We start from the raw sequence: 16,118 nt of genomic DNA, 5'->3' as shown, positions 1-16,118 counted from the left end.
CAGTCAAAAAGCCCACACACATCACTATCTTCATCATAGCGGTAAAACGAATGTCTCGAATAGGGGAAGATATAGGAAAACGGATTCAGAGAAAAGACAAAAAAGGCACTGCCCGATGGAGGGCAGTGCCTTTTTGTCTATCAGGATTATTCTTTGACCAGTTTGACCGAGTCGGCCACGACGATACCGTCGGCGTTGTCGGAAAGGACCACTTTGCTCCCAGCACCCTGGGCAAAGTTCCAGGTACCGAGGTAAGTCCACTGTCCTCCGCCGGATCGTTGGTTCACCTCTTTTACCGATTGTCCGTCTTGGTGATAGACGGTGTAGGGGGCATTAGTGGCCCGGTCGGTGTAAGAGAGATACTTGACGTACACCTTGTAGGAACCTGCTTCGGGAATGGACAGGTTCCAGGTGAAGGTGTGGTCACCCGTGCCTTTGTAATCATACTGGTAGTTGGTTCCCTCGTAGCCGGGCAGGTTGGAGGAGGTCTTCCAGGCACCGATGCCTTCATTGCCGGTATCGGTATTGTCACTGGTGACGGTGACCGGGGCCGGCTCCAACTTGATGGCGTCCGCGACGACGATACCGTCGGCATCATCGGAGAGTACCACCTTGCCAGGGCCTGCATCAAAGTTATAGGTTCCCAGCTCGACCCATTCTCCGCCACCGGAACGCTGATTCACCCGTTTTACGGATTGGCCGTCCCTGTGATGGATGGTGTAGGGAGCGTTGGTGGCCCGGTCGGTGTAAGAGAGGTACTTGGCGTACACCTTGTAGGAGCCTGCTTTAGCGACCTCAAAGTTCCAGGTAAAGGTGTGGTCACCGGTACCTTTGTAGTCGTACTGGTAGTTGGTTCCCTCGTAGCCGGGCAAGTTGGAGGAATTCTTCCAGGCGCCGATGCCCTCATTGCCGGTATCGGCGTTATCACTCACGATTTGATCGGGAACGCGTTCCATCAGGATGGCGTCCGCAACAACGATGCCGTCGGCATTGTCGGAAAGGACCACTTTGCCGGTGCCCGCATCAAAGTTGTAGGTTCCTAGTTCCATCCATTGGCCCTTCTTGGAGTAGTCCCGTTGATCCATCTTTTTGACGGATTGTCCACTCTTGTGATGAATGGTAAAGGGGGCATTCGTCGCCCGGTCGGTGTAAGGCTGCCACCGGGCGTAGATTTTATAGGAACCGGTTTCTGGAGCATTTAGGTTCCAGGTGAAGGTGTCGGCCCCGGTTCCTTTGTAGTTGTACAGGTAGTTGGATCCGTAGAAGGTCTTCTGGGCGGTGGAGCTTTTCCAGGTGCCGGTATGGGTGGCGCTGGCGTCATTGTTGTCGATGACCTTCATTCCATCCACTTTTTCAAACTGGACAGCGTCGGCGATTACATATCCGTTGGCATCATCCGTCAGTTTTACTTGAGCAGCTTTTCCCTGTTCGAAGGGATAAACGCCCAGTTCCACCCAGTTGCCCCCGCCGGAACGCTGGTTCACGTCATGGGTATAGGAACCGTTGGCATAAGTGACAGTGTAAGGGGCGTCACTGGCTCGGTCGGAAGCTGAGGTGTAACGGACAGATACACGGTAGATGCCGGTTTCCGGGGGAGAGAAGTTCCAGGTGAAAGAAGCGCTCCCCGTTCCTTGACCATTGGGCTGATAGTTGGCCCCGTAGTATCCGGAAACGCTGGTTGACTTTGGCCACGTACCGACGTAGGAAGTGGACCCGGTATCCTCATTATCCACGATCACCTTAGAAGGTTGCGGGTTGGAATCCAGCTTTTTTAGCTTGATCCCGTCAGCGATCACATACCCGTCGGCGTCGTCGGTCTGGACAATCTTATTGGCACCGGCGTTAAATTCATAGGTTCCGATATCCACCCATTGTCCGCCGTTTTCCTGCTGGTTGACGGTTTTCGTCACTTCACCATTTTTTGTGTGGATGATGTAGGGGGCGTTGGTGGCCCTGTCGGATGCAGCGGTATAGTAGACGGACACTTGGTAGGTCGCCGCTTCGGGAAGATTGAAATTCCAGGTGAAGGTATCCGGATCGATACCGAAGACGGCTTCGTCATTGGCCTGGTAGTTGGATCCATAGTATCCGGAAACATTGGTCGACTTCACCCAGTCGCCCTCAGCCACATGGGCGGAATCCATGTTATCCAGGACAATCGATCCGTCGTCCGTTGCCAGGCGTTTGCTAACCTCTGTACGGATGCTGGGCAGGTTGTTCCTCACGTAATCCCCAGGACAGGTGGTGCTGGCTCGGGGCAACAGCCCGTGACCTGTGAGGGTTTCGAGGTCGGGGTCCGTTTTCGGGATATCTGGATTGTCGTACTCGTAGTTACGCACGAAATCCTGTTTGGCGGTCGGATCGATGCCATGGAGATCCGCCTGATAAGACAGCATGTCGATCAAGGCTTTATGCATGTCGGCAGGTAGTTCCTTCTGGCTGTAGTCCCCCATCAGGGAGATGCCGAAGGTGCCGTAGTTGAACGAGTAGGCATGACCCCCTACGACGCCGGGGGTTAGGACATCCCCGTCCTTCCCTTTCCGGCCCTCGTAGATGCGGCCGTCGCTGCCGACGATGGCATTGTAGCCAATGTCTCCATAACCCCGAGTTTTAGCATGGTAGTAGTAGATCGACCGCACCCGGGCGGCAGGATCGGGATCGTCGTTAGGGGAATCGGTATGGTGGACAATCATGTGGGTGACATTGGATACGTATTCCCGGGGCCAATCCTCCTCGCCGTCGATATAGCGCAGCGATTCGTCCGCCCCCCATTCGGCACGGCTGACTACCGGAGGCCGGCCGATTGCGGCCATGGCTTTGTCCGTCACCAGGGAACCGAGAGAGACGGATCCCTTAGCGGCCACTTTCTCCCCGTCTTCCGAGTTAAGGAAGGTGACTTGGATATTCTGCAGGGCCGCGTCGGTATCGGTACCGGGGCGGAAGGTCGTTTTATATTGCAGGTAGTTGGCATGGTCGGCGACGATTAAGTTACTAAATAATTCCGAAGTTTCCTGATTGTCGCGCCATTCATTGGGATCCGCCTCAACGGTTTCCCACTTGCTCCATTTCTTGTTATCTTTCGAGGTTCGAACTTGGAAGTGGAGCCAGTCTTCTTCCGAAGATCCTTGGACGTTGCGGTTTCCTTCTTTCCAGTGAATACCGGCATCTGTGAAGGGAAAGTCCGATTGGATTACCGGGGAGACATACTCGGAAGGCTTCTTCTCGTCTTTCATAGAAAGAATGCCCTGGGATCCTTTCTCCTTCAACTTCAGGTTTTTCATTTTCCCTTTTTTCATCTTGGAAGGGGTATTGTGGCTCACTTCATCCGCCATGACTTTCACGGCGGAGGGTTTAGCCCAAGAGGCTGGAACAATGGGGAGGGATAAGATCAAAAGAAAGGTAATGATTCCTAAAAGAGTGATGAGAGTCGTGCGAGATAAAGATTGCATATCGTGCTCCTTTCGACATGGCTTGGGAAAGTCCGGGCCCAGCGTCAGCTTGAGGGGCTGGTATGACTGACAATTCCCTACGTTATGTTATTCGAAGAAGTTTCGACTTTTCAAGTCGTTTTTGTGAAAAAAGCCCCTAATTACCCAGTCGTATATAGGGGTTTGTCATTCTATGAGACTTTCGGCCTATGGAATAAGACCTAATTTTCCTGTGTTCGTGAATGTTGAAATTTCTTAAGCGAACAAAAGGGATCTTGATGATTTCGCGCGGCAATATCAGCCGTGCGGATTTTTTAGTCGATCAGCAATGGTAAGGCGATTATGTAGGATTTGGTTTTCCGGAAAATAGAGTACACGAGAACGATCGTAATCCGCCTTGATCCAAAAAACGGGAACCAAGAAACGATGGCGAGAGGACGTCCAGGATGTTAGGGGCGTCATTCTTTTCGTCCCGTTCACTCGGGGATCCGAATCTTTGCAATTATTAGGAAATTGGCTGTGGTTGAATGAATTGAGCTGGGAAAGGTCCCTTCAAAAATCCGCTTTCACTTTGTTCGAAAGCTTCTTTGGCGGCAATGCCCCCTAGGGATGACTAGAACGTTGCGGGATAGGGGTTTGATATCATGCTCCTTTCAAAATGGCTTGGGAAGTCCTAGACCTGGTGATAGCTTGAGGGACTGGACGACTGACAACTCCCTAAGTTATGTTAACACAAAAGGATTCGACTTTTCGTATCGTTTTTCCCGGAAAAACCCACCAATTACCCAGGTGTATATAGGGGGGCGGTATCCGAGTCTTTCGGTCTACGGGAAAGGACCTATTTTTCATGTGGACGCGAAATGTTGAAATTCCTTAACAGGATTTTTTCACCCGGCATCCAACTTTAATTTAAGATGAATGCCTGTATCCCTAGTGGAGGAGAGTCGTTCATGCCTTTATTTCGGCGATATGCCCTGGGAATGGAACTGTCCGATTCCCTGTTTAAATTGGTGGAGATCCGTAAGGGATTCCGCCGGGTCCGGCTCACTCAGGCAGTGACCCACCCTCTTCTCCCGGCTTGGACGGGGAAAAGGGAGTTGGTTGAGCAGGAGGAGATGATCTATTCGATTCGGGATGCCCTGGCGGGGCGTCCGTTGCATACCCGCCGCGTTCACGTGTCCCTGGGAAACCGGCATGTAGTGACGGGAATTTGGAAGATTCCAGAGATGCGGATGGCGCGGATGCGGCGCTGGATCGAAAAAAAAGTATTCCCGGAATGGGATCTTCCCTTTGACGATCCGATCTTTGATTTCGAACCCCTCGGCCATGTCTGGCAGGATGGGGACCAGCAAGAGGTGGTGGTTGCAGCCACCTCCCGGGCGTATGCGGAAGAATTGGTGGATCTGATCCGCTGGTGCGGGCTGGAGCCCGTCTCTTTGGGACTGTCTTCCATGAACCTCTATCGGTGGGTGGATTTTGCGGATGATTCCACCCTGAATCATCTCGCCGTCCTCCACCTGTCCCGGATGGGGGTGGAGGTCAGCCTTTTCTATCAGGGGGTGTTGCAGGGCGGATTTTATCTTTCGTTGTCTCTTCAGGACCATCTGAATGGGCACCCAGCCCGGCCCGACATGGACCCGCTGGCCCCGGTGCTTACGGAGACATCCCAGGTGGAATCCTACGGGGAGGCCCTGATCGAAAAACTGAAGGAGGCAGAGCCTGAGTGGCTTGTTCGGGAACTCTGGAAGCCCTCCCGGGTATGGATGGTTTCCGGGGAAGGGGTGGATCTCTCTACCCTGATCCCCTTCCTCCAAACCCGCGTAGCGGTGACGATCCGGCAAGGGCCGGGCGCTGACGCCCTGCTGAATGAGAAACACCTGCTGCATTCCTCCCGCTGGCTGGGAAATGCCTTGTCTGCTCCTCTGGGGGCGGCCCTGAAGGGGGTGGCAAGCCGGTGAACCTGATGCCCCCGGAGTCGCCGGGGCGACGTTATTTCCGTTTTGGACTTGTGATTATCATCTTATGGCTCCTTCACCTGGCTGCCTTTACCGCCTGGTTATGGATGGAGCAGGCCCAGACGGTGGACCGCTTGGAACAGTCGGCCAAAGAAGCGATGGTCGGACATTTGGAAGCCCAGAAAAAAGTGAAGGAACGCCAAGCTTTCATGGAACAGTACGGCCCTACCATCCGTTATCGGGATACCGTAGAAAAACTGACAAAGGACCGGGTTACCTGGACGGAGGCCCTGGAGGTCATCGAGAAAGCCTTGCCTACCGGAGTGAAGCTCTTTCAGGCGAAAGCCGAGGGACGGCGTTTCGACGGTTGGGCTGTTTTCCCCACAGCGGGGGAGGCAGCGACCTTTCTGGAGGCTTTAAACAAAGAACCTCGGGTGGAACAGGCATACCTGGACTGTCTGGGACGGAACTGTGCGGAGAAAGCCCCTTTGAAGAAAGCGGGAAAGGAAGCCCAACTCCTCCATTTCCATTTTGTCTTGCAGGGGACTGAAGCCGAGGACGCCACGGATGGAGGAGGGGACAGCGATGGGCCATAAGAAGATTCGACCGGTAGGCTGGTATAAATCCGGCAGGACCCTGTTCGCGATCTGGGGAGGTGGTACCCTCACCGTGTGCCTCATCGCCCTGGCGTTCCTCTATCCTGCACACTTGGATCTGGTGGCCCAAAAACAGGAGATCGCTTCCGCCAAAGCCTATCAGGCGGAACACCGGGAGATCCTGGCCCCTGATGCAGAGCCTCCCACCAAACCGACTCAGGAGGAGTTGAAAAGTTTACAGGAACGGGTGCCGACGGATATGGACCCGGCCCGCCTTCTCCTGAAACTTCGGGGGGCTGTGGATAAATCCCAGGCCGAATGGGTGGAGCTGCGTACCGCGGACAGCGCCTCCCAGCTGAAGCCTCTGGACGAGGGCAAGGTAAAAGGAGAGAAGACCCCAGAAAAGCCCGACCCCAAAAAAACGGGGGACAAGGAGGAGCCGCCCCATCTGGAAAACCAGCCTTTAAAGCAGTACTGGGCGGATCTTTATATCCGGGCGGATTACCACAAACTTTCCACTCTCTTCACGGAGTTGAACCAGCTGGAACGGGTCGTTACCGTCCAAAGCTGGGAATTTGCAGAGGGCCCATCCGCTACTGGTAATATCCGAATTCGCCTCACTTTCTACGCCTATGAAGACGAAGCATTGAAGAAAGCCCTTCCTGACCGGGAAGCGTTGAAGGTTCCACCACCGACGGAGAAGCCCTCCGGCTCGAAGCCGAAGGAAGAAACGAGCAAAGACGCGAAGAAAACAGACAAGAAAGCCGGGAAAGAACAGGATTCGGCGGACAGTAAGGAGTAGGGATACCCCCACCGCCAAAGGCCTGATCGTTTCCCGGGAAAAGAAACCCCGGAATCCCAATCAATGGGTTCCGGGGTTTCCTTTTGGTGTGAAGTTGGGATTCCGACTTCATCCAGACCTGACCGATCTTGGTGGGCTGCCTCTCATAAACTTTCTATATCACGGGGTTGTATAATTTTACCTCGTTCAACGAACAGGAGCACCAGAAGGATTCGATCACTAAATAAAACAAAACCATGGAAATTATAAGGGGAAAATAGAGGGCTTATTGAAGGGTAAAAGGAAGCGGCTTATTTATGTTTCCATATACTCCTAAATAAAAACTTCTTACCCATAGATTAAGGATTTTTTCATCCAAATAAATTTAAAAAAAGAGAAGGAGGTTAGGGGTTTTTGTCGAATCTCGTTTCCCGTATGACCTTATACCTAGTTCGAAGGGAGGAATTGGTGCGATTGTTTTTTCGTTCCCTTTCCGGTGGGTTCACCCGATTTTCTTTTCTCGGAAGGGTTCGCAGCTAGATTTACGACAAAGAAAAAGGAGATGCTCGTTTGCGAAATCGTCGAATCACTAGAAAGATCAGTATCCTGTTTTTATCCTTTATTTTCCTTATGGGCGGCCTTCAGCCTGCCCCCTTGTATGCAGCAGAAGCCATAAAAACGTGGCATCCCATTCCGGCTCAGGCTGATGGACCCAGCTGGACTGACCGAGTCGTCGACTTTTTTACCCCAGAAGGCCCCCAACTGCAACCAGCCCAGAAAGGTGAACAGGGCTTTTGGGACAAAGTGAAGGGGTACCTGGGGATGGACGATCCCTCGGAAGAAAAGGGAGAAGCCCTAGCTACCGATGTCCTCCCCCGAAAAGATAAAGTCCCTAAGGGGAAGAAGATTGCTAAGCCTAAGCGGGTCAAGGAACTCAAGAAAAAAAGGACGGCCCACACCAAGTTCTATGAACTGGAAGATGGACGCGTCCAAGCAGAGATCACCAGCAGCCCGATAAACTACCAGGACAAAGAGGGCGACTGGCATTCCATTGATACCCGGATTGAAAGGGCAGATCAACCCGGGTTCACCTATAAAAACGAGAAAAACACCTTCCAAAGTTTCTTCGGAAAGAAAGCAGATAAGCTGGTCAAATTCCAGTTGGAGAAACGTCACCTTACACTGGGGGTGGAAGGGGCGAAGGCCAAGTCGTTCACCCCGGATCAAGAGAAGAATCGCTTGACCTTTTCGGAGGTCTGGGATAATACGGACCTGAAATATACGATAACTCCCGAATCTCTCAAAGAAGAGATCATCCTGAAAAAGAAACCGAAAGATCCGACCTATCGCTTCACCCTGAAACTGGGTGGAGTCGAGGCGAAAAAGCGGAAAAACGGCTCCATCGCCTTTATGGCCAAAGGGACCGGCCATGTAGTGTTCGTGATCCCGAAGCCGTTCATGACGGACAGCAAGAAGGATCCGGAGTCCCCTTACGGGAAGGTCTACAGCAACAAAGTGACCCAAAGCGTGGAACAGAAAGGGTCCAAAATCACCGTGACGGTGAAGGCGGACAAAGATTGGCTGCACAGTGGGAAACGGAAATATCCCGTTACCATCGATCCTACGATCGCCATCCAACCCACGCCGACGGATGCCAAGGATGCCTATATCGTCAGTGGCTCCACTTCCAACTTTGGCGATCAGCCCTACGTTTCTGTGGGGAATACCAGCACGCAAAAAGTGCGTGGGCTGGTGGAGTTTGATCTTTCCAGCATCCCGGCAGGCACGGCTCTCGATTCCGCCGTCCTGAAGATGTACTACGACCAAACCCACACCACCAATGGGAACGATGTGGAGCTGGAAGCCTACGGCCTGAACAAGGCTTGGGACGAAAACACCGTCACCTGGGATAGCGCCCAGACAGGGGTGAGCTGGAGCCAACCCGGAGGCGACATCGACTCCGAGGTGGCCCATAACCGGGAGATGGTGGACAACGGTGAAGCCGGGAAAACGGCGGAATACGGAACGTGGTATGAATCCAGCAGCACCCTCACGCAATATGCGGTGGACAATGATTATCAATACAACAACAACACCACCACCGGTGCGACGTATACATGGATTCCCCGCCTGACGGAAGACGGCGATTACAAGGTGGAAGCCCACTATGTTCCGGCATCGGATCGGGCGACCAACGCACCGTATACGGTTCATTACGATGGGGGACAAAAAACCGTCCCCGTCGATCAGACAGCAGGTACTGAGGGCGTCTGGAAGACCCTGGACACGCTTCCCTTTATCGCGGGAACCACGCAAAAAGTCGTGTTGGGAGATGTCAGCGATAAGGCGGTTATCGCCGATGCTGTTCGATGGACCAAATACGCCCGGGCGACGAAAAAAGCGGGTGTTAACCACGCGTGGCACTCCTACAGTGTCCGCAACCTGGCCCAAGAATGGGTGAACGACCCGACGAAAAACTTCGGGATGATGCTCAAGGCAAAAACGGAGAACCCAGCTGACTCCACCCAACGGGGCGGACCTCGCTACTATGCTAGCGAGCGGTACGATGAGACCCACATCCGGCCCAAGCTGGTGGTGACCTACGGCGATCCGGGGGTGACCCTGGAGGAACCGACGAAAATTCATGCCACCGGGGCTGAACTGAAGTGGAGTACCTATACCGGCTCCGACTTCGTGGAATATCAGGTGCACCGGAGTGTCTACCAAGACTTCACTCCGACGACATCCACGTTAGTGGCGCCGATCCGTGACAAAAATACCGTTTCCTACACGGACACCACGGCGGAACCCACCCCGGCAGATGACCCGGATCCGGAGGGGAACGCCTACTACTACCGGATCGTAGTGAAAACCTCCCAGGATGAGCTCCAGTCCAACAGCATCATCACCCGGCTGCCGAAGGCCGGTCGGACCAAAGAGATCATTCGGGGAGCAGAGGACACCACGCTGTCCAGTTCCAAACCGGATACCAACCTCAATACCTACAATAACCCCGGTTTCAAGGACCCGTGGTTGCAGGTAGGTCAAAGCGGGACCTACGGCAAGACCCGGCCCGTGCTGAAATTTGACCTTTCCAGCATTCCCTCCGACGCCGACGTCCTGGAGGCGGATCTGGATCTGTGGGAGTGGTTGGTCAACGGCTCCGGTCCCGGTGACGTGAATGTCCATGCCTTGGACCGCTCCTTTGTCGAGACGGAAGCGACCTGGAACCATGCTTCCTCTGCCACCGCTTGGACAACCGCCGGCGGGGATTACAATACGACGGTAACCGACACCGTGGCTGGTTCCAGCTTCACCAACGACTTAAAGTGGCGCACCTGGAGCGTCGGCAATATCGTGCAGGATTGGGTAGCCGGGACCAAGACCAACCATGGCTTCCTCCTCAAGCCCGGGACAGAAGGATCCGGAAGCAGCGCCCTATTCCTAAGCAGTGAGTCCGGGGACGCCGACCATCCGGCAGGAGAAGCTTTGATGCGGCCCAAGCTGGTGGTCACCTACATCGATCCCACGACGGCCAATACCTACTATGCGCCAAAAACGCCCTCCCGCATGAAACCGGGTAGTCAGTACACCGTCGAGGTGACACTGACCAACACCACGGATATCACCTGGAGTGCCACTGATTATGTATTGTCCTACAAATGGGCCTTGCCCGACGGCACGGACAAAACCACCTCGGGGAACCGCTTGGAGACGGCCTTGCCTCAAGATCTCGCACCCGGGGAGACGGTGACTGTCCAGGCTCAGGTGAAAACCCCGATCCAGAGCGATAATGGGAACAAACGGGAAGCCTTCGTCCTGAAGTGGGATATGTTGAACCAAACCACCGGTCAATGGGTTTCGGATCAATCCACCACGGATGATCTGGAGAGGCTGGAACAGAACGTGACCGTGGAGGACCCCACGTCCAACGAGCTGGGGCTGGAAAAATTCTTCCAATATGTGGGGAAAAACACCGGTGCTGGTTCCACCGTGATGGTGAACCAGTATGCCGGCAACACGGTGTTCAGCTATGATGCCTTCTCCAACCCGAGCCGGGGGCTGGCCACCTTTCTCCGGATGACCTACAACAGCTTGGACACCTCCGACTCCGCCATGGGATACGGCTGGTCGATGTCCGCCACCAGCCTGATGCGCTTGGGGACACCCTTGGATCTGCATCCGAAAGGGCAGGACTACCCGACACAAGTCACCCTCACCGACGGAGACGGGACCAGCCACCTCTTTGAACTGAAGACGGACCCCAACGATCCTTCCATTCAGTATTATGAGAGTGCCGCTGGCGTTCATCTGTATTTCCAAAAAACCGGCAGTACGGATCTTACCCGTCAATGGGTGATGACCCGCCCGGACCGGACCCAGTTCTTTTTCGACGAGGAAGGCTTCCTGTCCGCCATCGTCGATAAAAACGGCAATGAAATGCTCTTTACCTACGAAGAGCGCAAGTCCAGAAACAAACCGACTAAATTCCTGAAGTACATCACCGACCCGGCGAAACGCCAGACCCTGACCCTGGATTACTATGAAAAGGGGCAGGACTACACCTACTTTGACGGCAGTACCAAAACCCAGGGGACCAACCTCACCAACCCCAAGATCATCGATCAGATGAAGTCGATCACCGACATCTCGGGCCGAAAAATCACTTTCACCTACAGTGACAAGGGCCTGATGATGGAAATGGTGGACGGGGCCGGTACCGCAGAAGCCAAAACCTTCGGCTTCACCTATGACGCCACCAACACCAACAAAAACACCAAGTTGGTGAAAATCACCGACCCCCGTGGGAACGCAACCAATCTCGACTACTACATGCCGTCGGACACGGAGACCACCCAGCTCAACAAATGGCGGCTCCAGACCCTGACGGACCGATTGGGCGGGGACACCGCTTTCGACTATGTCAAAAATACGGATTCAGCCACCATTGGCAACTGGGAGATCGAATCCACCGTCACCGACGCTAACAACAAGGCGACCCGGTATCGGATGAATGAATTCGGCAATCCCGTGTTAACCACTAACGCCAAGGGAGAAACGACCGAGCTCACCTGGGACACCGACCACAACGTTACCCAACTGAAGGAAAACAACGGCGCCGTCACCACGTGGACCTACCATAAAAAGACCGGCTATCCGCTCACGGTGAAGGATGCGGAAGCCAATGCGAACGGCACGGCGGCTACCACGTTGTATTACCAGACGGATCTGGAAGGCTATGTAGCCGATCTCATCAAGAAGCAAACCCCGGAAGGCCGGGAGTGGACCTTCGGGTACGATGCTACGGGCAACCTGACCGACGTCACCGACCCGATGGGCAATGCCACCACTACCGTGGCCGGCGACTACATGACCACCTACACCTATGACGCCACAGGGCAGCTCTTGACGGCTACGGATGCCAACGGGCACAAGACGACTTACGGGGATTACCACCCGACGGGGTATCCCAAGACGATCACCGATGCCCTGAACCATGCCACGACCACCGCCTATGACGAGCGGGGTAATGTCCTTTCCGTCACCGACGCCAAAGGCAAGAAGAGCACCACCACCTATGATGTCTTTGGTCGTCCCCTGGAGCAAAAAGTGCCCAAGGACCAGGATGCGGGTACGTTTATCACCACCCCGGCTCCGGTCTACGACAAAAACGACAACGTGACGAAGGCGACCGCCCCCAACGGTGCGGTGACCACCTATACCTATGACAAAGCCGACCAGATGGTCTCCACCACCGCGCCTAAAGACACCGCAACCGGGCCGGAACGGAAGACCACCTACACCTATGATCTGGTGGGGAACCTGCTGAAGCAGACGGAGCCCAAGGGGAACCTGACAACCTCCGACCCCAACGACTTTGTCACCACCTACGGGTATGACGACATTTATCAGCTGACCTCCGTGACCAATGCGAACGGGGACAAGATTACCTACGAATACGATGACGTGGGCAACGTGGTTACCGTGGTCGACCCGAGAAAGAACAAAACCACGGACACCACGGACTACACCACCAAAATCACCTATAATAAGAATCACCAGGTGATCAAGGAAACCGACGCCAAAAGTTATTCCACCCAGACGGCCTATGACCTCGACGGCAACAAGGTTTCCGTCACCGACAAAGAAGGCGCAAAAACCGAGATCATCTACGATGAGCGGGGGATGGTCAAAGAGACGAAAGTGCCGCACAAAGACGACGGCACCGGCACCATCACCTACCGCAGGACCCAGTACCGGTATGACGAAGTGGGCAACCGGACCCAGGTCATCACCCCTCGGGGCGTGGAGACCGCTACGGAGGGCGACTACGTCCAGGAGACCGTCTATGACGAGCTGAACCGCGTCAAAGAGACGATCTTCCCCTACATCCCCGGTGACACCCAGTACGGGCAAGCGGACAAGATGATCTACACCTACGACGAAGTGGGCAACCGGGTCAAAGTGAGCGCTCCGCCCTCCCAAGGGCAGAAGGACCCCGACGGAGGCGACCTGCGCAACGAGACGACCTACACCTACTTCGACAACGGATGGGTGAAGAAGAGCGTCGATCCCTGGAACATCGCCACCACCTACGATTACAACGCCCTGGGGAAACAGACGAGTCGGACCCTCACCAGTGCGGGCGGTTCCAACAGCCGGACCATGGGCTGGAGCTACTACCCCGACGGGAAACTGAAAGCCAAATCCGACGACGGGATCCCCGTGGGCAAAGACGTCGTCCTGGTGGACAACTCCGACAGCCAGAACGTCGAGTCCGCCAGATCCTGGAAATCCTCCAACAACGTGGAGGGGCATCAAGGGTACAGCTACCAGTACGACTATAAAGACACGGGCTACCCGACCACCGACACGGACAATCACTATTTCACCTGGAAGCTGAACGTCCCGAAAGACGGGGATTACGAAGTATGGGTCAGCTACCAGAAATACAAGGATCGGGCCACCAACGCTCCCTACACCATCGACTATGACGGCGGCTCGACCACCGTGGAAGTGAACCAAAACGTCGCTTCCGGTTCAGAGACCGAGTGGAAAAACCTCGGCACCTACGCCTTCAAAGCCGGGAACACTCACAAGGTCACCCTGAAGGACGACGCCGACGGGATCGTGGTCGCTGACGCGGTGAAGCTGGTGCGGGACAACAGCACCGAGACCGACACCGAAGCGAAAGACTTCGGCTACGAATACGACGCCAACGGCAACCTGGTAAAAATGACTGACGCCAGCTCCGGGGCCCAGTCGGACACCTACGCCATCACCTACAACGGGCTGAACCAAGTGGCCAAGGTGGAGGAAAAACTGAACGGCACCGTCCAGAACACCACCTCCTTCACCTACGATGCCAACGGCAACCCGAAAGCCCGCACCCACGACGATGAGGTGAGCGAATACACCTACAACGTGCGGGACTTGGTGAGCCAGGTGATCAACAAAGAGACCCCGACGGATGCCACTCCGAAGGAGACCACCTTCACCTACACCAAAAACGGGCAGAAGCTGAAGGAAACCAAGGACAACGGCAACACCGTCGACTACACCTACTACCTGGACGGCCTCCTCAAGCACCAGGTGGAGAAAAAGTCCAACGGCACGCTCATCAACGAGCACACCATCGATTACAACGCCAACGGCCACCGGGTCAAGGACGTCCTGCAACAACGGAACGCCGACACCCAGGCCCTGATCAACAGCACCCTGACCTACACCTACGACCCGCGGGACCGGGTGACGAAATACGAGAAAACCGGTGACAACGCCAAGACCGAAACCTACGAACACGACGCCAACGGCAACGTGATCCAGCAGACGGTGGAAGGGACCACGACCACGTACAACTACGACCGGAACCGTCTCCTGACCGCCACTACTGGAGGGACCACGGCCACCTACAACTACGATCCCTTCGGTCGCCTGAATACCGTTACCGCCGCCGGGGAGCAGATCGAGAAGTACACCTACGACGGCTTCGATCGGGTGACGGAACACAGCAAGCTGCAGGACGACGGGTCGACGAAGAAAACCAGCTACACCTACGACCCAATGGACCGCACCACCAGCCGCACCGAAGGAACCAAAACCACGGACCTGAACTATTTGGGTCTGAGTGGGGAAGTGATCTCCGAGGATGTAGCAGGCGAGATCCAGAAGTCTTATCACTACAGCCCCTGGGGCGAACGCCTGTCGATGGTGAAGCACAACAGCGACGGGACGAAGGAAGACTCCTACTACGGCTACAACCCCCACACCGACGTGGAAGTCCTTACCGACGAGAACGGTGACAGCCGCGCTACTTACGGCTACACCGCTTACGGGAAGAATGATGAGGATGAGTTTACCGGTGTGGACAAGCCAGATCAGCAGACGCCGGATCAAGAACCCTACAACGTCTACCGGTTCAACAGCAAGCGCTGGGATCCGTCCACCGGGAAGTACGACATGGGCTTCCGAGATTATGACCCAGGGAATAACCGCTTCCTGACCCGGGATATGTACAACGGGGCTCTGGCGGATATGAATCTGGGGACGAACCCCTGGACAATGAACCGGTATGCCTTTGCTGGCGGGAATCCGATTTCCATGGTAGAGTTGGATGGGCATGTTCCGGATAAGGATGGGGTATATGGGAGTAGTAGTGAACCAGTAGAAGACTACATGTACGCAACGGAGCATTACTACACAACTGAGGGCCGAGGAAAAGAAGTAGAGCCCGAAAAGATGTTTGCCCTGAAGTATGAGAGAGAGCCTGAATTTAGGGAAAAAGTAAATAATGCACCGGCTTCGAACGACGTTCCCGATCATTTTACGTACAATACTTTGGTTGGAACGGGTCATAAAGATGGACTGGTACATCCCTCTGAATATAAACAGTTCGCTTTTTCTCTTGCTTTTGCTTTAGAGATGCTTGCTCCTGGCCCCAAAGGTGATGGTGTCCTTGGATTTGCTTCTGGTGCTGGAAGAGGGGCCAAGTATTCTGCTAAACTCGCTGATTTTAGAAAGCTTGATGGCGACATTTTTTATCATGAATATAACATAACAAAAAGTGGAAAAGAAATCCCCCTTGAAGCAATGTCAGAAGTGAAAATTAAAGGAAATCAATTGTGGTTGAAAGATGTAGCATTATATCCCAAAGGAGACTATGTGAAAAACCAAGTTGGGCAGAACGAATTTCTACAGTTAATCCGCATGGCTAGACAAGATGCAAAAAATCAAGGCTTTAGTAGTTTGAGGATAAGTTATCAGAGAGCGTCAAATTCTACTTCTGTAAATCCTGGAATGACTTTTGATAGAACATTTGATTTAAAATGATTACAAAAACCGGCTACTGTTTTAGTAG

At 54.2% G+C, this 16,118-nt stretch carries 5 protein-coding genes; 4 read left to right on the top strand and 1 reads right to left on the bottom strand.

Annotated features, from left to right (window positions below; genetic code table 11):
- Window positions 1–146 precede the first annotated feature (146 nt).
- On the bottom strand, window positions 147–3,449 hold the full coding sequence (locus ACFOUO_RS09870) for a golvesin C-terminal-like domain-containing protein (protein ID WP_380704685.1): 3,303 nt from the start codon (window positions 3,447–3,449) through the stop codon (window positions 147–149).
- Between the two features lie 929 nt (window positions 3,450–4,378).
- On the opposite strand from ACFOUO_RS09870, the gene pilM reads away from it, so the two are divergent.
- The 4 genes from pilM (at window position 4,379) to ACFOUO_RS09850 (ending at window position 16,090) form a co-directional block, all read left to right on the top strand.
- Window positions 4,379–5,386, top strand: coding sequence for a type IV pilus biogenesis protein PilM (gene pilM, locus ACFOUO_RS09865; protein ID WP_380704683.1), 1,008 nt, complete (start codon window positions 4,379–4,381; stop codon window positions 5,384–5,386).
- Window positions 5,383–5,979: a hypothetical protein gene (locus ACFOUO_RS09860; RefSeq protein ID WP_380704681.1), complete on the top strand. Its 597-nt coding sequence runs from the start codon at window positions 5,383–5,385 to the stop codon at window positions 5,977–5,979. The genes pilM and ACFOUO_RS09860 overlap by 4 nt, the downstream gene beginning before the upstream one ends.
- Complete coding sequence (locus ACFOUO_RS09855) at window positions 5,969–6,781, top strand: hypothetical protein (protein WP_380704679.1); 813 nt, start codon at window positions 5,969–5,971, stop codon at window positions 6,779–6,781. Before ACFOUO_RS09860 ends, ACFOUO_RS09855 begins: the two co-directional genes overlap by 11 nt.
- A 549-nt stretch (window positions 6,782–7,330) precedes the next feature.
- Window positions 7,331–16,090 carry a golvesin C-terminal-like domain-containing protein gene (locus ACFOUO_RS09850; RefSeq protein WP_380704677.1) on the top strand — a complete coding sequence of 2,920 codons (8,760 nt, stop codon included), beginning with the start codon at window positions 7,331–7,333 and terminating at the stop codon, window positions 16,088–16,090.
- The last annotated feature ends 28 nt before the right edge of the window (window positions 16,091–16,118 follow it).

The organism is Salinithrix halophila, from assembly GCF_042650125.1.
Taxonomy (GTDB): Bacteria; Bacillota; Bacilli; order Thermoactinomycetales; family DSM-45169; genus Salinithrix; species Salinithrix halophila.
This window is presented reverse-complemented; position numbering and strand designations above follow the sequence as displayed.

What these genes read in the sequence shown, in the direction of transcription:
- ACFOUO_RS09870 (WP_380704685.1), bottom strand. Translation starts at nt 3,449, where the DNA reads ATGCAATCTTTATCTCGCACGACTCTCATCACTCTTTTAGGAATCATT.
- pilM (WP_380704683.1), top strand. Translation starts at nt 4,379, where the DNA reads ATGCCTTTATTTCGGCGATATGCCCTGGGAATGGAACTGTCCGATTCC.
- ACFOUO_RS09855 (WP_380704679.1), top strand. Translation starts at nt 5,969, where the DNA reads ATGGGCCATAAGAAGATTCGACCGGTAGGCTGGTATAAATCCGGCAGG.